Source organism: Micromonospora sp. CPCC 205554, assembly GCF_036902745.1.
In the GTDB taxonomy this organism is placed as follows: Bacteria; Actinomycetota; Actinomycetes; order Mycobacteriales; family Micromonosporaceae; genus Micromonospora; species Micromonospora tulbaghiae.
In genome coordinates, this window is record NZ_JBAKHP010000023.1 from 55,339 (window position 1) to 73,664 (window position 18,326).

Here is an 18,326-nt window from a genome sequence, read left to right on the forward strand (position 1 = left end):
TCAGCGGGGGTCGAACGGCCCTGCGGCCGGGGACCGCCACCGTACGGGCGTGGCCAGCCGGCGAGGGCCTCGGGCCCGCCCGCCCCGCACCACCCCCACGACCCCGACCGTCATGCCTGCGTCCCATCCACCACGTGCCGGGCCGCCGCGCCCAGGTGCTCGTCAGGCCGACCGAACAACAGCTCCGACGCCCCGGCCCGGACCAGGTGCCAAGGCACCGGGCTCTCCGTCACGAAGCCCACGCTCCCGTGCACCTGCAGGCACTCCGCACTGACCCGCGAGTACGCCTCCGAACAGCACGCCTTCGCGAGGTGCGCCGCGTACCACGACAAGGCGCGATCCTCGTGGACCTCGGCAGCCCAGCGGACGGCTGCCGCAGCCGACTCCACCTCCAGCAGCATGTCCGCGCATCGGTGCCGGATCGCCTGGAACGTGCCGATCGGTTGGCCGAATTGGTGGCGCCGCTTCGCGTACTCGACACTCAGCTCAAGGCATCGACGCGCCCCGCCGGTCTGTTCCGCCGCCACCGCGAGCACTCCGCGGCGGCGAGCCGCGTCGACGGCGTCGGCGGCGTCACCTGTCCCGCCGATCAACCGGGCCGGGGTGGCGGCGAAGTCGACCCGCGCCCACCGACGCGTGCGATCAGCGCCGTCGGCCTGCTGGCGCACCGGGTGCCGGCCGTCCACCGCGAACAGTGACACCCCACCTTCGGCCCGGGCGGCGACCAGCAGGATGTCTGCGACGTGGCCGTCGAGAACTTCGACCTTGCGTCCGTCGAGCACGAAGGCGTCACCCACCCGGGTCGCCGTGGTCTGGACCGAAGCGACGCCCCACCCGCTGTCCTCCTCCGCCACCGCGAGGGTGACGATCGCCCCGTCGACGATCCGTGGCAGCAAATCCTGCCTCGCCTCCTCGTCATCGCCGGCGAGCAGGGCGGTGGTCGCCAGCACCGTGGCGAGATACGGCGCGCCCAGCAGGGCCGCGCCCATCTCCTCCAGCACCACCAGTTGCTCCCGGACCCCGAAGCCGTCGCCGCCGTACCGGGACGGCACGGCCAGGGCGGGCAGGCGCAGCTGTCGGGTGAGACGCTGCCAGACGTTACGGTCGTACCCCTCGGTGGTGGCCGCGAGTCGCCGCACGTCCGCGATCGTCGACTTCTCGCTCAGGAAGGCCCGCACGACCGCACGTAGTTCGTCCAGTTCATCCGTCGACGTGGTCAGCATCGAACCTCGCTCGCGGCCTCGGCCAGCACCATGTCCTGCAACCGCAGCAGCAGTGCGTCCCCCATCGCCTCCGGGCCTTCGACCTCACGCAGGGTGCACGTCATTGGCGCGCCGTCGTTGACCAACAAATAGCAGGGAAATCCGTTGTCGCGCCCCCGGGAGCCGGTCTCCAGCGTCCAAGGCTCGGCCATCGCACTGGAGGTGCGCCCTGGCGGCCCGCCGGGATGCGGGACGAAGTTGAAAAAGTACCGGAAGCCGCGCCCCACGCCGTTGTAGCCGTGTTCCCGTTCCAGGTCGGCGAGGGAGTCGACGTCGTAGCAGGCGTGGCGGTAGGTCGCCAGGCTCTCCGCGTTCATCCGCCGGGCCAGCTGCCCCAACGACTCCCCGGACTCGACTCGGGCCAGCATCGGGATCACCTGGTTCAGGCTGCTTACCAGGTTGCGCCAGCGCGGATTCAGCCGGTTGCCGGCGAACAGAGCGAGCAGCAAGGCGTCGTGGCCGACATGCTCGGCGAGGGCGCGGCAGAACGCCGCGTACAGCACCGCCTGGGTCGACACCGCCAGGCGCGCGGTCAACTCGGCGACCGCCTCGGTCAGGGCCGTGGAGCGCAGCACGGTCCACCGTTTCGGCGTGCCGGCGGGGACGGCCGGCACGGGCGGCTGCGAAGCCGCTGACACCACCCGCTCCCAGTAGGACAGCGCCGAGGAACGGCGGGCCGCCCACCGGTCCGACCGCTGCTCCACCGCTATGTCACGGCAGCGCGGGGCCTCGTCCGTAGGCAGGTCACCGGTAAGCGCGCCGATCAGCTCCCGGCGCAGGATGGCGATGGACGCGGCGTCCGCCGTCATGTGGTGCACCGCCAGGGCCAGTCGGCGGGGGCGGCCGGCGCCCATGACCACTCGGACCCGCCACGGTCGCTCGACATCGAGGGCAAAGGGGGCCCGGGCCAGTTCCGCGGCAATCTCGTCGGCCCGTTCATCCGCGTCCGCGCCGAGGTCCACGATGTCCACCGGGACCCCATCGGCCTCGTGCACCACCTGCTCGACGCCGTGGGCGCCGCCGCGGGCGTATGTGGTGCGCAGCGACTCGTGGCGGCGTTCCAGCAGGTCGAGCACATACCGGACGGCGCTGACCGGACGGTCCGCGGGCAACGGCCAACTGCCGTGCAGGATGGCAGAGGTCGCTCGCTCGGCCGGCAGATGCTCGATGGAGCGCCACGCCGATAGCTGCCCGAAGGTCAGTGGCGAGCGGCTCAGTTCCCGCACCGGATGCCTCCTTGATCCAGAACGCGCCCGGTCACCGGGTGCCGGACGGCTCGTGCGGGCCCGTCCGCCGGTGCTCCACCAGCGTCGCCATGTCCCGTACAGTCGCGAAGTTCTCCGGCACGATCTCCTCCGGGTTGATCTCGATCCGGTAGGTGTCCTCCATGAACCCGACGAGCTGCATGATCGCCAAGGAGTCCAGCAGGCCCTGATCGAGGAGGGGGAGGTCGTCGGTCACTGTGACCGCATGACCTCGCTGGTCCAGCTCCCTGGCCAGGAACGCACGAATCTGTTCGGAGACGGTCATTTGCACTCGCTCGCAATCTGCTGGTCGGTCAGGGCCCGACGGTCGGCCTTGCCGGTCGACGTCCTGGGCAGGTCGTCGCGGACGTCCAGTTCGTCCGGCACCATGTGCCGGGGGAGGAGCCTCTGGCAGTGCCGCCGCAGGTCCGACCGGGTGGTGCCGCCATCGACCACCAGGTGGGCCCGGATCCGGCTCGTACCCAGCTCGTGGGGAACGGCGGTGACAACCACCTCCACGACCCCCGGATGTCGCCGCAACGTCGCCTCGATCTCATCGAGCTCGATGCGGTGTCCCCGGCTCTTGATCTGGTTGTCGCGCCGGCCAAGGAACAGGTATGTGCCATCCGGCAGTCGCCTGGCGAGGTCGCCGGTCCGGTACACGGTCCCGTCACCATCGGCCGCGTCGGCGACGAAGCGTCGCGCGGTCGGCTGCGGGCTGCCCCAGTAGCCCCGAGCGACCGTCGGTCCCCGCACGCACAGCTCGCCGACGTCGGGGTCGTCCGACGATTCGTCGTAGGCCAGGAAGACCTCCGCTCCGGCTACGGCACGGCCGATCGGAATGTCCCGGTCGTCCTCGGGGAGCCCCGACAGCCAGTACGCCATGCAGACGTTGGTCTCCGTCGGCCCGTACAGGTTGCCGAACCGAGCGTGCGGCAGCTGCAGCATCAGGGCCCGGAGGAACCGCGTCGGGAAGACCTCCCCGGCGAACAGTACGAGACGCAGTCGCGGCAGGCCGTCCTCCCGCAAGCCTCCACGCTGGGCGAGTAGGGACAGCACCGACGGCACCGAGTACCACACGGTGATCCCCGTGTCCCGGATGAACCGAGCCAGCTGGACCGGAAAGAGCGAGGCCGCGGCCGGCACCAGCCAGGTCGACGCGCCGCTCGCGGCGGCGGCGAAGAGGTCGAACACCGACAGGTCGAAGTGGAACGGCGCGTGGCTGGACAACCGATCGGACTCGTTCAGGCCGGCCGCCCTGACAGCCCACTCGACGAACGCCATCGCGTTCCGATGCGTCAGCATCACACCCTTGGGCTGTCCCGTCGACCCCGAGGTGTAGAGAATGTAGGCCAGGTCCCGGTCCGTGATTGACACCTCCGGCGCGCTGCCGTCGTGATCCGACAGTACGGCCCGCGCGCAGTCGACGACCGTGACCCGCGGAGGCATCGGTTCCGCGGGCTTCACCTCGTCGAGCAGCACGAGCTTGCTCAGGGCGACGTCGGGATCGCCCAGCTGCGGCCACGAGTCCTGCTTCGCCGCACTGGTGCAGAGCAGCCGCATGTCGCAGTCCCGGACGATGAGGCTGGTCCGCGCCGGTGGCGCCTGCGGGTCGCAGGGCACGTAGCACGCGCCCGCCTTGAGGATTCCGTAGATGGCGACGACCGCCTCGACCGACTTGTCGAGCAGGATTCCGACGCGGTCGCCCGGCCGCACGTCGTGTGCCACGAGAGCCTGGGCCAGACGGCTGGACCACAGGTCGAGGTCGAGGTAGCTGTGCGTACGTCCCCGGTCGGCGAGCGCGGTGCGCTCCGGGTGACGCCGCGCCGAGGTGGCCAGCAGCTCGTGCAGAAGAGTGCTCACAGCCCGAGCCCTCGGGCCAGTGCGTCACGCTGCAGTTCGTTGGTGCCCGAATAAATGCGGCCGGCGACCGCGTCGTGTACGTCCCGGTCGGTCTCTGGGCTCACTCCGCCGCGAAGGGCGGCCTCCAGTTGCCGGGCGTCCCTGCTGTTCTGCGCGAACGCCTCACTGAGTTTGACCTTCACCAGGGCGGCGTCCGTGGCGTTCAGCCGCTGGTGGCCCAGACGCTCGGCCGTGCGGTACGCCAGCAGCCGGCTGGTGTGCAGGCGCATCGTCATTCGGGCCACGGTGTCGGCGGCCAGCTCAAGGCCCGGAGGTGGCCCGCCCCCCTCGGCCCGTCGCAGCTGGCGGGCAGCGCGTTCGATCTGTCGCTGCATCGTGCCGAGCGTGCTGGCGAGGATGCAGGCACGTTCCAGCTCGATGCCGGCGTTGAAGATGGCCATCCCCATGCCGACCCTGCCGAGTGTCGCCGCATCTGGCACGAAGCAGTCGGTGAAGTGGACCTCGCCGACGGGGGAGCCGTGCAGTCCCATCTTGTTGAGTGGCGCTCCGGTGGCGACCCCCGGCGTCGTGGCCTCCACCAGCAGGCAGACCAGGCCGAACGGGCCGCGCTCGCGACCGGTCGTGGCGAACACGAGGAACAGGCCCGCCACGGGGGCGTTGGTGATGAACGTCTTGCTGCCGTTGACCAGCCAGCCGCCGTCGACCCGCGCGGCCGTGGTGGTCAGGGCAAAGGCGTCCGAGCCGGTGGCCGGCTCGGTCATGGCGTACGCCCCGATCAGGCGTCCCGCGCACATGTCGGGCAGGTACCGGTGACGCTGCGCCGCGGTGCCGAAGCGCAGGATGCTCATGACGCACGGCCACAGGTGGGCCCCGATCGAGAAGAGCAGGCCGCTTTCCCGGCACGCGTAACCGAAAGCGTCGAACGCCACCGTGCTGGCCAGTAGGTCGGCCGCGTGCCCGCCGTGCTCGCGGGGGACAGGGAAACCGGTCAGCCCGAACTCCGCGCATCGCTCCCATCCGGTGCGGGAGAAGCCGCTGTCGTCTCCCGCTGGGGCAGCACCAAACTTGTCGCGGGCGAAGGCCACGGCGTCGGTCCACACCTGCTGGTGAGCGGGCGAGGCGAGAAGGTGAACGGGATCGAGGGGTACGGCGATGTGCATCAGTTCTGGTCCTTCGGCGAGTCCCGGTGGGCGAATCGATCGCGACGCGGGCTTGGGTCAGCCACCGGTGTGCGCGAGGCGGCCTCCGTCGCGCAGCGGCCACGCGGATCGGTGCCGGCACACGTCCCTCAGCGCCGCACCGGCGCGTGCCATTTGCGCTTCGTCGATGACCAGCGGCGCCAGCACTCGGACGACCGTCCGGTCTCCGTCGCTGGGGGCGAGGAGCACGCCAGCTCGCGCGGACGCCATCACGAAGTGGTCGGCCTGTTCTGCGGTGTGGAAACGGAGGCTCATCATCAGGCCCAACGAACGGACCTCCGTGATGAGGTCGTCGTGCTTCGCCAGTTCGGCCCCCAGCCTCCGCAACCAGTCGGTCACCCGCGCCAGGCTCGCTTCGACCAGGCCTGGCAACTCGTCGAGCGTGGCCGACGCCGCCGCGCACGAAAGCGGATGACCGGAGAAGGTCTGCGAGTGCAGGTACGGCTGCGCCTCCAGCGGGCTGGTCAACCGGGTCGTCGCGAGCAGGGCGGACAGGGGCGCCACCCCGCCGCCCAGCGACTTGCCGAACAGGACAGCGTCAGGATCGAGCCCGAGGGACAGTCCCAAGCTGAACTCCCCGCACCGCCAAAGGCCGGTCTGGATCTCGTCGACGATGACCATCGCCCCGGCGGCCCGAGCTGCGTCGGTCCACCGCCGTAGCAGCGCGCTCGGCAGCGCCTCGGCGGCCCCGCTGCCCTGCACGATCTCGATGATCACCGCAGCTGTCCGGTCGCCGATGGCGTCGCCGGTAGCCTCGCCACCGCTCGGATCGATGAAGGAGACCTCGCGCAGCAGCGAGGCGAGCCCTGTGTGATAGCGATCCGCGTCACTCACGGCGAGAGCGCCGAGCGTGCGACCGTGGAACCCGCTACGGAGTGCCACCACCTGCGTGCGGCCGGTGGTGACCCGGGCCAGCTTCAGCGCGGCCTCCACCACGTCGGCGCCGTTCGCGCCGAACCAGACCCGGTCCAGGCGGGACGGTCGCGCCAGCTGCACGAGCCGGCGCGCGAGCAACGCGGTGACCGGGTTGGCCAGTCCGCGGGGCGCGGCGGGCAGTTGGTCGCACTGCCGTTTGACGGCTGCCACGACCGCGGGGTGTCGGTGGCCGAGCACCGTCGCCGCCCAAGTGCCCAGGTCCACCGCTGTCCGCCCACTGTGCAGCCGCACCTCGGCACCGTTCGCGGAGGTCGCGTAGTCATTCGCACCCAAAAGCTTCTGCACGCCAGCGGTGCGCCGCACCAGATGGTCGCGGGAGGCGGAGAAGACCTCGGACGGCGATGGGTGCGGCACCTGCCCGACGGCGGCGCTGTCGGTATGCCGGGGAGAGGTGGCCGCCGCCATCTCACCGCCCACCGGGCACCGTCTCGCTCGTGTCGACGTAGGTCCGCCAGATGCTTTCCAGGGTGAAGAAGTGCGGCAGAAAATCCCCGATCAGTTCGATTTCGCGACCCATTCGGTCCTCGAGGAAGTAAATCACCTCGAGCAGGCCGACCGAGTCGAGATAGCCGTTCGCCCACAGGTGGGTGTCCGGATCCGGGTCCGGCATAACCTCGCCGGGCTTCAACTCCCGTAGCAGCGCCGTCAGGTCCGCGTAGAATCTCTCCTGGGTTGTGCCGGCGGCCTCAGAGCTCACGTCGGTCTCAATTCCGGGTCGGGGTGCGGTGGCCTGCGACCCATTCGTAGGCATCGTCGTCACGGACAAATCTTTCCAAGACCTCGCGCTCATGGTCAACCTCGTCGAGGTGGTCCGGCGTCACCCTGTCGGCGTTTGTTCGTCGACCGTCAACCGAGAATGATGAAGTCTGTGAGCCAGGTTATAGGTAGTGTCCTCGTCGGAACTCGGCGCGCGATTGTCGGGCACAGCGTTGTCCACATGGTCCGCGAGCAGGCGCGCATCCGTCCCGGGCGGACGGCCCTGCGCACGTCCGGAACGACGTGCACGTTCGGTCAGCTGTGGGAGCGGGTCCGATCCGTGGCCGCCGCGCTGATCGATCAGGGAGTGGCGCCGGGTGATCTCGTGGCCGTGTGGGCGTCCCGGACGCCGGAGACGGTGGCGGCGATGCTGGCCGCCATGGCCGTGCGGGCCGCTTACCTACCACTCGAGCCGACGCATCCGGCGCAGCGGTCACGGGCGATCGTCGAGGTCGCCCGTCCACGTCTGCTTGTCGTCGACCGCACCGCCGTCCCGGTTGTCCCGGCCGACCTCGACGTGCCGGTCCTCGACCTCGCCGAGGCCGTGGCGTTGGCCGGCGTCGAACCGGGCCTGCCGATGGGTGAGGACGCCGCCTACGTCATCTTCACCTCTGGGTCGACGGGGGTCCCGAAGGGCGTGGTCGTGGAGCACCGTTCGCTGCTGAACTATGCCAACTGGTGCGCGGCCACGGTCGGTGCCGAGGGCGGTGCGGCGCTGATCAGCAGCCTGGCCTTCGACCTATCCATGACGGCGCTCTGGCCGCAGTTGGCAACCGGGCGTCCGGTCACGCTGTGCGGGGGAGTGTGGGACCACGAGGCGCTCTTCGGCCGTCGCCGGAGCCCTTTCGCGTACGTGAAGGTCACGCCGTCGATCCTGCGGTTCCTCGAACGCACCATGCGTCCCGACTACCGGCAGCTGGCCAGGACGCTGGTGTGCGGGGGAGAGGCACTCGACAGCAGCCTCGTCGATCAGTTGCGGGACCGGCTGCCCGGGGTCCGGATGATGAACCACTATGGTCCCACCGAGGCGACCATCGGCTGCTGCGCCCATGTCTTCGACGCGGGCTCGCCAGTCGGTGGTCGGGCGAGCCTGCCGATCGGTCGCCCCATCTGGAACACCCGCCTGTACGTCGTGGACGACAGCCTCGATCCGGTGCCCGCCGGTCGACCGGGGGAGCTGGTGATCGCCGGCGCCGGGGTGGCTCGGGGTTATCTGCACGACGTGTTACCGGGAGCGTTCCTCGACGAGTCGGCGCTCGGTGGCCCACCCGGCCGGGCGTACCGGACCGGGGACCAGGTGGAGGTCTTGCCGGACGGCAGTCTGCTCTACCTGGGGCGCCACGACGACCAGCTCAAGATCAGCGGATACCGGGTGGAGGGCGCGGAGCTGCGGCATCTGGCGCTGTCGGTGCCGGGAATCGCCGACGCCGCCGTCACGGTCGCGCCCGACCGTCCGGACGAACTCGAGGTGCATGTCGTTCTAGCCGACGGCGTGTCGGAGTCCGGGATTCAGCGGAAGGTGCAGCGGGCGATCGCAGCGCGGGTGCCCAGCGCGGTGGTGCCGAAGCGGGTGCGTGTGGTCGGCGAGCTGACGGTCAGCGTCAACGGCAAGCGGCAGCTGCCCGTGTGATGCCCGACAGCTGGGGCGCCGGTGCGCTGGCACCACCCGCAGGGCATTTGGTTTTAGCGCCAATCCGCGCGCCGCGGCCCGGGCCCTCGGTTCGTGCCCGGGCCGCCCCGGCGTTCATGGATGGGTCGCGGGCAGCAGGGCGGCGACGAAATCGCAGAGCGCCGCTGCCACACTGCCGGTCTCGAACATGGAGTCGACCCCGTCCACCAGAGTCACCTCGAACCGTCCCTCGTGGCGGTCGAGGACGCGACCGGCGAGATCGGCGCTGGCGAGGCGGAAGTCGCGGTGGTACGGCTCGTCCCGGCTGTAAACGACGCGGATCGGAATGCCAGCGGTGAGACAGCCACCGATGTCGCGAACCAGCCCCTCGTTGATCCACCCCGGGTGGGCCGGGATCGAACGGCCTGCGTCGGCCGGCCGCCGGGTGCGAGAGTCCCGGCCGGTGGCGAGCGATTCCCGGTGCCACGGCAGGGACACCAGACCGAGCCCGAGTAGACCCTTCAACTCCGCGGCGCAAGCCGTCCGAGCCCCCAGGCAGCCGCCTACCAGCACCTGGGCACTCAGCCCCATGCTGGCCAGCGCCGACCGGGCCGCGGCCAGATCGGTGGTACGTGGCCGCGTCAGGTCGAAGTCATGCACCTCGCCGGTGCTGTCCGCCACCCCGCGATAAGCGACCCGCAGCGAGGTGACGCCCAACGCCGCCAACCGGTCGGCGACCTCGCTCCACAGACCCACCGGACCACAGGCCGGGTGGTAACTGCCGCAGTTGAGCAAGACCGCCCCCAGTTCGGCCCGGTGCCCGGCGGGCTCGACCAGGATGCCGGCCAGTCGGTCCCCGCCCACGGGGACACCGACCGGTCGCCGCCGAGCGACGCCGACCAGCGTGCCGGCCCCGACGGCAAGGGTCGTCGGTGTGGCCCGGAGCTGGTCGGGTGCGGGGCCTGACGTGAGCCAGGCCACGGTCGTGGCCACCAGTTGACGGGTCACGTCGCAGCGTTCTTCGGGTTCGAAGCGTCGACGCTTCAACCACCAGTCGATGGCGCCGGGGACCACGCTGGGCTGCAGCCGGGATCCATGCGGCGTGGCGGCCAGCAGGTCGCGCAGCTCGGCCACGCCCCGAGGCAGCGTGCCGACGTGTAGTGAGCGCACCTCGCGCCGGCCGGGCGTCAGCAGCTCGGCCAGACGCGCCGCCCGGAGTTGCGCCACGAGCTCGGTGCCGAGCCGGAAGCCCAGAACCGTGAGTGGCCGCCCCGGCCCGGGGGACGGCGGTGCCGCGGCCGTGGGCCGGGACACCTGCCAAACGCGCTGAATCCGCTCCAGGCTCCTCAGGTAGTCCTCACCGCTGAGCACCGGCTCCCAGAGCACGAGCGGGCCGTCGGCGCCGGGGTGAAGGCCGGCCGCCACGAGGGCACCCAGACGTACCCCCACCGCGGCGATCTCGTCAATGCCGCTCCGAGCCCGCAGCAGGTCCGCCACCCGCCGCGCGTCGGCGGCCATCGAGGTCACGGTGAGCCGGTCGAAACTGCCGCCGCTGTCGCCGAGACCGCGGTAGTGGAACCGGGCGACGGCGAAGCCCCGGTTCGCCAACGCTCGTGCCAGCATCACCTCCCGCCGATAGTTCTTGGCGAACTCCCAGCCGATCCCACCGCAGACGAGCACCGCGCCGACGGGATCCTTCGGCAGGTGCAGGGCGGTGAACACGTCGTCGAGATAGCCCAGTTCCTCACGAATGGGGGACTCGGTGACGCATCCGGCCGGCCGCGCCGACGGGGTGCTCGGACGGTCAGCTCGGGTCGTACGTGGTGCCGTCAAAGTCGCCCCACAGGTTGGCCATGAGTTCCGGATGTTCGCTCTTCGGCCGCCGGCGGCGGGGCCAGTGGGCCGGGATCTCACCACGGCACGGCGTGGACGCGTGCAGGTACCACTCGGCGCCCGGAAGGGCGCGGAGGTCCGCAGCGGCGTAGCGGATGGCCAGCGCCGCCCTGCGCCGCCCCGACGTGTTGGCGGCCGATCCGTGCAGAAGCAGGTCGGAGTGGATGGAGACCTGACCCGCCCGCATCGAGTTGACGTACGGCGTCACCGAGGCCGGGAGCATCGCTTCGCGCTTGAGCGTCCGGGTGCCGTCCAGGGGCTTCTGCTCGTGCGGAAGCGGGCCCGCCAGGTGGCTTCCAGGGACGAACTTGACGGCGGCGTTTCCCTCGTCCACATCGTCGATCGCCAGCCAAACCGTCACGGACGCGGAGTGGGTGAGCGGCCAGTAGATCACGTCCTGATGGAAGGGGACTTCCATCGGATCCCGCGGCGACTTGTAGAACAGGTGAGTGTTCCAGGCCACCAGGTCAGAGCCGAGAAGATCCTGCACGTAATCGAGGATCCGTGGTTCGTGAACGATGTCGTACAGGCCCCGGCAAACCACGTGGTAATTGATGATGGAATAGGCGTTTCGTTGGTCTGGTGCGTCCACCACCTTTGCCACGAGATCGTCAACGTAGTGGCCGATCTCGGTGATTTCCTCATTGTCGAAAACGTCTAGTGGGGAGAGGTATCCGTTCCGGTTGAACTGCTCGATCTGGTTGGTCTCCAGAGTGGCCGGCGATTCAACAGGAGCGAACCGGAACGCTAGTTTCCGGGGGTCGGATTCGGTGTCTATGATCAAGCGCCCGCCCTCGGTTTCCGGCCCTTGGGAAGCGGATCGCACCATCGAGTGGTTCACCCATTCGATCTTCATCAACCGAACGTTAATGGATGGCTGTCAGTGCCGGCAACGCGTCGCTCGCGTCTCGGGCCCCCGGGCCGAGGCCGCCGCTCGGCGCCTCGGTCTCGGCCGTCCGGATCGGCCGGCGGACCGGACGTCGCGAGGTGGCCTTCAGCGGCCGACCGTGCCGCGCCGATCGTGTGACCAGGGCGGCTGAACGGATCATGAGTTCCTCAGCCGTCCGCAGGGTCTTTCTGTACAGTGGCGCGACGTCGTTAGAACGACAGCGACATGAACGGGGGAGCGATGGCCAGGATCAGGGAGATTCGCGAAGTGCCGGTGGAGAACCTGACAGTCGGTGAAGGGCAGGTTCGGCTCCGCAAGGTCGACGAGCAGCTCGACGATCTGGTGGACAGCATCCGGTTGCACGGACTGTTGGAGCCGATCGTCGTCTGTGAGGACCGCGATTGCGCGGACCGGTTCGAGATCCTGATGGGACAACGGAGGGTGTTGGCGCACCAGCGTCTGGGCCGATCGACGATCCTGGCTGCCATCATCGACCAGCCGGTCGACCTGGAGACCGCAAAGGCGCTCTCGTTGACCGAGAACCTCATCCGCCGAGACCTGGACAGCAAGGACATCATCGACGCGTGCACCGCCCTGTATCGCAAGTACGGCAGCGCCCGAGCGGTGGCGGATGAGACGGGAATTCCCTACGCGCAGGTGCTCCGGCACATCAAGTACGACCGGCTGGAACCACGACTGCGCCAGATGGTGGACTCCGGTGAGATCAGGATAGACGTCGCGCTGAAGGCGCAGGACACCGTGGCCAAGAGCGAGGGGCAGATCGACGCCCGGGAGGCCGCCGACCTGGCGGAGGCGCTGGCCACCATGACGGGCGCCGAGCGACGGCAGATCCTCCAGGCCAAACGGAACCACCCTCACGTGCCGGTGAAGAGTCTCATCGAGGAGTTCTGGAAGGCGGACGAGAAGGACCGTCAGATCGTGGTGACCATCCCTGCCAAGATACACAGCGCGTTGCAGGAGCAGGCCAGACAAATGGGGATCACCCAGGACCAGGCCGCCGCACGCCTGCTGACGGCCGGGCTGAAGGCCGCCGTCTGACGGGTCCCGTCGGTCCCGTGGCGCAGGTGGCCGCGGCTCACACGGTGAGACCGCGGCCAGCGAGATCCGCGGCCATCTGCTCCAGACCGTCAACCGCCACCCGGCCCTCCAACCAGTCCGCCAGTTCTCGCAGGCCCTGATCGAGGTCCGTCTCCGGCCGGTATCCCAGCAGCTCCTGTGCCACGGAGACGTCCGCGAAGCAGTGTCGGATGTCGCCTACCCGGTGGCGGCCCGTCACCTCGACGCCGAGCTCGGAGCGGTCGAGCACGGACGCCAGCCGGGTCGCCGCCTCCCGGACGCTGAGCGACCGCCCGCTGCCGATGTTGATCGCCCGGCCGACGGCACCAGGGGAGTCGAGCGCCAGCTCGAAGGCGCGTGCCGCATCGTGCACGTTGACGAAGTCACGCCGCTGATTGCCGTCCTCGAAGATCAGCGGCGCCCGTCCGTTCAGCAGCCGGGTGGCGAAGTTCGCGAGCACTCCGGTGTACGGGTTGGACAGGGCCTGGTAAGGGCCGTAGACGTTGAATAGCCGTAGGGCGGTGGTGGGGAGCTTGTACGTCTGCCCGAAGGTCAGGCACATCCGCTCCTGGTAATACTTGTCCAGCGCGTACGCGGAGTGGGCCCTCGGCGTCTTCGACTCCGGCGTGGCGACGGGCGTCAACGGTGCGCCGTCGGCTCCGACGGGATCCCAGCGACCGGCCTCCACCTGGACCCGGCTCCGCGTCACGTCCTCGTGGCACCGGCCGGCCACGTCGACGTAACGGCCCTCGCCATAGATGCTCATGCTCGATGCGACGAGTAGCCGCTCGACGGAGCTGTCCACGAGTTCCTGCAGCAGAGTGGCGGTGCCCAGGGCGTTGGTGCCGGAGTACTCCGCTAGGTCGTACATGCTCTGCGCCACGCCGACGCGGGCGGCGAGATGGATGACAGCATCGGCACCGCGCAGGGCGGACCGGACCGCCGCGGGGTCGCGGACGTCACCGACCACGAGTTCGGCGTCGGCCGGTAGGTACGAGGGACGCCCGGGTGCGTCGTGTACCTGCGGATGGAGGACGTCGAACAGCCGGACCGCGGTGCCGGCCGCGAGCAGCCTGGATGCCACATGCGCGCCGATGAATCCTGCACCACCGGTGATGAGCACGTGTCGCGGCATTAGCGGTCTCCGTAACGTGAGGTTCGACGGGGGTGGTGCGCGTCCGGCCGGCGTGTCGAGGCAGAGCGCGACACCGGGGGCCAGGACCGATACCGGGTCGACCGCCCAGAGCCTGGGATTCGCCGTCAGGCCCACGGCCGCGCTGACTGGGTGGAGGGGCCGGGCACGGTGGGCCGGTAGCAGAAAGGCTAGGCGTAGGAGACCCGGGCGGGAAGAGCAACGTGGATGCCCCGGCCGGTGTGAAGGTGGACGTATGCCGATGAGCATCCGCGCCTCCGATTGTTTTTAGCGCGACTTTCCGGCGGCACCATGAGCGTGCCGTGGTACCTGGTCCGCCCGTACGGTGGACGGCGACCATCAGCCACCGCGCGGGCCCTGGACCGTGCGTCCGTGAGGAGTGAGACGACGATGCGGGCTCTGTTCACGGTTGCCGACGGTGGATACAGCCACCTCTACCCGCTAGTCCCGCTAGCTCGGGACCTACGCGAGCGAGGCCACCAGGTGGCGGTCGCGGGACCGGCTCACCTGACCGCCCTCGCCGACGAGCTCGGCTTCCAGACCATCACCCTGTCCCGCGACCCGGCCCCGGTCCTCGACGTCGAGTCGTCGGCCGCGGCTACCCCGTCGCTGTCGCGGGCCCGCGCCGCGGTGGGCCGCTACCTGCGTGACGCGGTCCGCACCGTGCCTGAGCTGAGCGCCGCCGCCCGGGACTGGCAGGCGGACGTCCTGGTCCGGGAGACCGCGGCGTGGAGCGCCTGGCTGGTGGGCGACCGGGACGCACTGCCCGTCGCAGTCCTGGACTACGCACCCACTCCGCCTCGCCTGCTCGCGATGCTGCTGGGCGAGCTGTTCCAGCAGGCGCGGTCGGATGTGGGCCTGCCTCCGGACCCGACTCTCGGCTCCATGCACTGCTGGCTGCAACTCCTGGTGGGGCCGCCCCAATGGTTCCCGGCCCGCTCCCTGGGGCCCGCAACCCACATCCTCCAACCGCCGCCGGCTCTGTACGAGGAGTCCGAGATGCCGTCGTGGCTGGACGAACTCGACGGCTCTCGGCCCTGTGTGTACGTCACGCTCGGCACGATGTATGACCGCCGGCCGGGAGTCTTCGAGGCCATCTTCGCCGCCCTCGCCGACGAGCCGGTGCGGGTCGTCGCCACCACCGGGCCGCAGACGGACCCGGGGCGCATCGGGCACGTGCCGGCAAATGTGCGACTAGAACGATTCCTGCCGCAGGCGGTGGAGGCCGAGATCCTGAGCCGGACCGACGCCGTGGTCTGCCACGGTGGCTACGGCTCGATCCGCGCTGCGCTGCACCATGGCGTCCCCGTGGTGAGCATCCCGCTCGGCAACGCCGACGACCCCACCCGGCTGCCGGGCCTGGAAGCGATGGGCGCCGGGATCGTGGTGCGCGACACCGATCCGTCTCCGGCCCGGATCGCGGCGGCCCTGCGGCGTGTCCTCAAGGAACCGGACTACCGTGACGCCGCGCGAGAGGCCGCTGCGTCGATCGCCACCCTGCCCCCGTTTTCCCACGCGGCGTTGCTGGTGGAGCGCCTCGCCGCCGACCGCCGACCGGTCGGCGACGGCGTTTCGGCGGGCTTGCGGGCACCGTCTCGGTATTGAAGGGTGTGCAGGATCCGGCCCGCCGTGAACGGGCACTCCCGCGGCGGGTTCGTCAGACTCGATCCGACAGGAGCACCATGACCAGGGCTGAGGAACTCACCGAACTCGCCGAGCACTTCCGGGGGTCAGGCGGCACCTTCACGGCCTCCCCGCTCTACCGGGCGCTGTGCGAGGTCGTCGCCGACGACGAGCGGACCCTGGAGCTCCTGCTGCACCGGCGGCCGGGTCAGCAGCCGTCCTTCCTCCTCTTCGGCGCGGTGCATCATCTGTTGCTGAGTGGCGTCGAGCATGATCTTCGTGACTTCTACCCGTCGGTCGTCGGTACGCCGGCGCGTGACCCGGCGGCCGCCGGCCCGGTCTTTCTCGACTTCTGCCGCAGCCACCGCCCCCGGGTGGAGGAACTCATCGGCACCCGACTGGTGCAGTCCAACGTCGTACGTCGAGTCCTGGCTCTGCGCTTCGCCCTCGCGGCTCTGCGGGACGTCGTCGACGGCCCGGTGCATCTGGTCGAGGTCGGTGCGAGCGCCGGGTTCCACTTGCACGTCGACCGCTACCGCTACCGGCTCGGCGACCGGGTCTTCGGTGCCCCCGACGCACGGGTGACCGTGGAAAGCGAATGGCGGGGTGACGGAGCCGCGCCGGACCTCACCCACCTGCCGGAGATCGGTAGCCGGACGGGGGTCGACCTCCATCCGGTCGATGTCCTCGACCCCGATCAGCGGCGGTGGCTGCGGGCGTTGGTCTGGCCCGAGGACCGACCGTCCGCCGGCCTTCTCGACGCCGCGCTGGAGCAGGCGGTGGCCGAGCCGGTCCGGATCATCGCCGGTGACGCGATTGATGTCTGTCCGGACCTCGGCCGGCAGTTGCCCCCGGGCGAGGCTCGGCTGGTGTTCCACTCCGCGACCCGGATGCACGTGCCGGCGGAGCGGCGCGCCGCGTTCGACAAGGCGGTCGACTCGATCGAAGACGGCGGCCCCCTGTACCACCTATGGCTGGAGCCCGCCTTCGCTCCGCACCACGGGGAGGCCGCCGAGGAAGGCTGCCTGGCGTGGCACGGACCGGAGACCACCCGGCCGGTGAGCCTGGTGCGCGTCGACGGACACCTGCGCTGGATGGCGCCGCTGGACGGTCGGCCGTGACGGCGGAGGTGCTCGTCGTCGGAGCGGGGGTGGCGGGGCTCGCCCTGGCCGGTCACTTGCAGGACCGGGGGATCTCCGTCCAGGTCGTCGAGCGGGCCGCGCGTCTGCGTACCGCCCGGGCCGGGATCGTCCTGCACCCGAACGCACTGGCCAGCCTCGGGCGGCTCCGCGAGGACCTGGTCGCTCGCGGGGCCGCGCTTTCCCGCCAGGTGGCGATCGACCCCGACGGCCGGCGCAGCGAGGTGCGGTGGGATCTGGTCTGGGGGGAGCTGGGCCTGCCGCTCGCCGTCCACCGCCGGGTGCTGAGTGACCTGCTGTTCGCCGCCATCGCTCCCGGCACCGTCCGGTTCGGAACGGCCCCGACGTCCGTGGCGGAGGAGGACGACGGAGTTCAGGTCGGATTCGACGACGGGAGCACTGGGCGGTACCGCCTGGTGGCGGGCGCGGACGGCATCGGCTCCTGGGTGCGCGGCCGGCTGGCTCCGGGCATCGTTCCGGCCTACTCGGGACACACGTTCGTCAGGACCACCGTCGCCATGACCGAGCCCGAACGGTTGCGAGACTGGCATGTATGGCGGACGTCCCGATCCTTCCTCGGAGCCATGCCCGTGGGCGGCGATCGCGCTGCGGTCTTCCTGCAGTTGACCGCACCCGAGCCGTTGAGGCTGACACCCGAGCAGGCGCGACGGGAAGTCCTGGATGCGGTTCCCCGCCTGCCCGCGGAGGTGGGTCGCCTCTTCGAGACGTTCGTCCTCGACGATGAGGTGGTGGCCCGGCCGGCCGCCACGGTCACCGCGCCGCGAATGACGGGCGGCCGGTTGGCGCTGCTCGGCGACGCCGCCCGCGCCCTCTCCCCGGCGACCAGCCAGGGCGGCGGCATGGCGGTCGAGGACGCCGCCGTGCTGGCGGACGAGGTGGCCCGGCACGGTTGCGGCTCGGCGGCGTTGAGCGCCTACGAACGACGCCGTCGCCCGCGCGTCGACAGCTTCCTGCGCTCGGCCCATCGGCATCTGGTGCTGATGAGCGCCGTCCAGCACGACCCGGACCTGACCCGCCGGCAGTCGCACCATCAGGACGCCTCGTCCTGGTTCCGGCGGCTCTATATGCCACTCACGCCGATTCCCTGAGGTAGCGGGCCGGATCAGGCGTCGGCGTCAACCGTCTCCGGCTGGGGCACGCGCTGACGCGGCAGATCCCGCAGGGCGACGTACCGGCCCTGGTGATAGAGCAGCGGCCGCCCCGCGCCGTCGACCCGAGCGCGCGTCGGCCGAGCCAGCACGATCGCCTGGCCGCCCGCGATCACCCGTTCGATGACTCGGCACTCCAACCAGCCGAGCGCGCCGTCGATCAGCGGCACTCCGCTGAGGCCCCGGTGCCATCGCGCCGCCGAGAAGCGGTCGATCCCCCGGGCGGCGAAGGCGCGTGCCACGTCCACCTGCTCCTCCCGCAGCAGGTTCACCCCGACCTGGTCGGTCTGAGCGAGCTGCGACCAGCAGGAGCCGGCCAGATCCGAGCAGAAGGAGACGACCGGTGGACTCAGCGACACCGACGTGAGCGACGTCGCGGTGAAGCCGACCGGCGGGTCGGCCAGGACCGTGACCACGCTGACGCTGCAAGCCTGTTGGCGGAACAGCTCCCTCAGCGACTCGCCGGACACCGGCTGGCCATCCACGATGGGATCCTCCTGACTGATCGGTACTG

The 18,326-nt window shown here is 70.4% G+C and carries 16 protein-coding genes; 5 read left to right on the forward strand and 11 right to left on the reverse strand.

Features of this window, described 5'->3' with window-relative positions:
* Nucleotides 1-110: 110 nt before the first annotated feature.
* From V6U82_RS23840 to V6U82_RS23870, 7 genes are read right to left on the reverse strand one after another with little or no spacing between them, the layout of a single operon-like run.
* On the reverse strand, nt 111-1,223 hold the full coding sequence (locus V6U82_RS23840; protein ID WP_334464689.1) for an acyl-CoA dehydrogenase family protein: 1,113 nt from the start codon (nt 1,221-1,223) through the stop codon (nt 111-113).
* Nucleotides 1,217-2,488, reverse strand: a complete 1,272-nt coding sequence (locus V6U82_RS23845) for a condensation domain-containing protein (protein ID WP_334464690.1) — start codon at nt 2,486-2,488, stop codon at nt 1,217-1,219. The genes V6U82_RS23840 and V6U82_RS23845 overlap by 7 nt, the downstream gene beginning before the upstream one ends.
* A 31-nt stretch (nt 2,489-2,519) precedes the next feature.
* On the reverse strand, nt 2,520-2,792 hold the full coding sequence (locus V6U82_RS23850) for an acyl carrier protein (RefSeq protein ID WP_135240880.1): 273 nt from the start codon (nt 2,790-2,792) through the stop codon (nt 2,520-2,522).
* The gene (locus V6U82_RS23855) at nt 2,789-4,369 is read right to left on the reverse strand and encodes an amino acid adenylation domain-containing protein (RefSeq protein ID WP_135240879.1); all 1,581 of its coding nucleotides are present in this window, start codon (nt 4,367-4,369) and stop codon (nt 2,789-2,791) included. The genes V6U82_RS23850 and V6U82_RS23855 overlap by 4 nt, the downstream gene beginning before the upstream one ends.
* Nucleotides 4,366-5,529 (reverse strand): acyl-CoA dehydrogenase family protein, encoded by a 1,164-nt coding sequence (locus tag V6U82_RS23860; protein WP_334464693.1) that lies wholly within the window; start codon nt 5,527-5,529, stop codon nt 4,366-4,368. The genes V6U82_RS23855 and V6U82_RS23860 overlap by 4 nt, the downstream gene beginning before the upstream one ends.
* Before the next feature lie 57 nt (nt 5,530-5,586).
* Nucleotides 5,587-6,921, reverse strand: a complete 1,335-nt coding sequence (locus tag V6U82_RS23865; RefSeq protein WP_334464694.1) for an aspartate aminotransferase family protein — start codon at nt 6,919-6,921, stop codon at nt 5,587-5,589.
* The gene (locus V6U82_RS23870; protein ID WP_334464696.1) at nt 6,911-7,201 is read right to left on the reverse strand and encodes an acyl carrier protein; all 291 of its coding nucleotides are present in this window, start codon (nt 7,199-7,201) and stop codon (nt 6,911-6,913) included. Before V6U82_RS23870 ends, V6U82_RS23865 begins: the two co-directional genes overlap by 11 nt.
* Before the next feature lie 240 nt (nt 7,202-7,441).
* Here V6U82_RS23870 and V6U82_RS23875 point away from each other — a divergent pair, with 240 nt between their 5' ends.
* On the forward strand, nt 7,442-8,890 hold the full coding sequence (locus tag V6U82_RS23875) for an amino acid adenylation domain-containing protein (RefSeq protein WP_334464739.1): 1,449 nt from the start codon (nt 7,442-7,444) through the stop codon (nt 8,888-8,890).
* Between the two features lie 114 nt (nt 8,891-9,004).
* Here V6U82_RS23875 and V6U82_RS23880 read toward each other — a convergent pair whose 3' ends face one another.
* On the reverse strand, nt 9,005-10,591 hold the full coding sequence (locus V6U82_RS23880) for a serine aminopeptidase domain-containing protein (RefSeq protein WP_334464698.1): 1,587 nt from the start codon (nt 10,589-10,591) through the stop codon (nt 9,005-9,007).
* An 82-nt stretch (nt 10,592-10,673) separates the two neighbouring features.
* On the reverse strand, nt 10,674-11,618 hold the full coding sequence (locus V6U82_RS23885; RefSeq protein WP_334464699.1) for a phytanoyl-CoA dioxygenase family protein: 945 nt from the start codon (nt 11,616-11,618) through the stop codon (nt 10,674-10,676).
* A 273-nt stretch (nt 11,619-11,891) separates the two neighbouring features.
* Here V6U82_RS23885 and V6U82_RS23890 point away from each other — a divergent pair, with 273 nt between their 5' ends.
* Complete coding sequence (locus V6U82_RS23890; protein ID WP_167796904.1) at nt 11,892-12,710, forward strand: ParB/RepB/Spo0J family partition protein; 819 nt, start codon at nt 11,892-11,894, stop codon at nt 12,708-12,710.
* Between the two features lie 37 nt (nt 12,711-12,747).
* Here the strand turns inward: V6U82_RS23890 and V6U82_RS23895 are convergent, their stop codons facing one another.
* Nucleotides 12,748-13,998 (reverse strand): NAD-dependent epimerase/dehydratase family protein, encoded by a 1,251-nt coding sequence (locus V6U82_RS23895; RefSeq protein WP_334464703.1) that lies wholly within the window; start codon nt 13,996-13,998, stop codon nt 12,748-12,750.
* Nucleotides 13,999-14,364: 366 nt separating this feature from the next.
* On the opposite strand from V6U82_RS23895, the gene V6U82_RS23900 reads away from it, so the two are divergent.
* The 3 genes from V6U82_RS23900 to V6U82_RS23910 all read left to right on the forward strand — a co-directional run bounded on the left by V6U82_RS23900 (nt 14,365) and on the right by V6U82_RS23910 (nt 17,752).
* Nucleotides 14,365-15,486 (forward strand): glycosyltransferase, encoded by a 1,122-nt coding sequence (locus V6U82_RS23900; protein WP_334464705.1) that lies wholly within the window; start codon nt 14,365-14,367, stop codon nt 15,484-15,486.
* A 77-nt stretch (nt 15,487-15,563) separates the two neighbouring features.
* Nucleotides 15,564-16,625 carry a DUF2332 domain-containing protein gene (locus V6U82_RS23905; RefSeq protein WP_135240870.1) on the forward strand — a complete coding sequence of 354 codons (1,062 nt, stop codon included), beginning with the start codon at nt 15,564-15,566 and terminating at the stop codon, nt 16,623-16,625.
* On the forward strand, nt 16,622-17,752 hold the full coding sequence (locus tag V6U82_RS23910) for an FAD-dependent oxidoreductase (RefSeq protein ID WP_167796902.1): 1,131 nt from the start codon (nt 16,622-16,624) through the stop codon (nt 17,750-17,752). The genes V6U82_RS23905 and V6U82_RS23910 overlap by 4 nt, the downstream gene beginning before the upstream one ends.
* A gap of 14 nt (nt 17,753-17,766) precedes the next feature.
* On the opposite strand, the gene V6U82_RS23915 is transcribed toward V6U82_RS23910, so the two are convergent.
* Nucleotides 17,767-18,297: a flavin reductase family protein gene (locus V6U82_RS23915; RefSeq protein WP_334464708.1), complete on the reverse strand. Its 531-nt coding sequence runs from the start codon at nt 18,295-18,297 to the stop codon at nt 17,767-17,769.
* Nucleotides 18,298-18,326: the final 29 nt, after the last annotated feature.

Bases quoted from the DNA above. Each gene is read 5' to 3' on its own strand.
- V6U82_RS23840 (WP_334464689.1), bottom strand. From the start codon at position 1,223: ATGCTGACCACGTCGACGGATGAACTGGACGAACTACGTGCGGTCGTG.
- V6U82_RS23850 (WP_135240880.1), bottom strand. From the start codon at position 2,792: ATGACCGTCTCCGAACAGATTCGTGCGTTCCTGGCCAGGGAGCTGGAC.
- V6U82_RS23860 (WP_334464693.1), bottom strand. From the start codon at position 5,529: ATGCACATCGCCGTACCCCTCGATCCCGTTCACCTTCTCGCCTCGCCC.
- V6U82_RS23875 (WP_334464739.1), top strand. From the start codon at position 7,442: ATGGTCCGCGAGCAGGCGCGCATCCGTCCCGGGCGGACGGCCCTGCGC.
- V6U82_RS23885 (WP_334464699.1), bottom strand. From the start codon at position 11,618: ATGAAGATCGAATGGGTGAACCACTCGATGGTGCGATCCGCTTCCCAA.
- V6U82_RS23890 (WP_167796904.1), top strand. From the start codon at position 11,892: ATGGCCAGGATCAGGGAGATTCGCGAAGTGCCGGTGGAGAACCTGACA.
- V6U82_RS23905 (WP_135240870.1), top strand. From the start codon at position 15,564: ATGACCAGGGCTGAGGAACTCACCGAACTCGCCGAGCACTTCCGGGGG.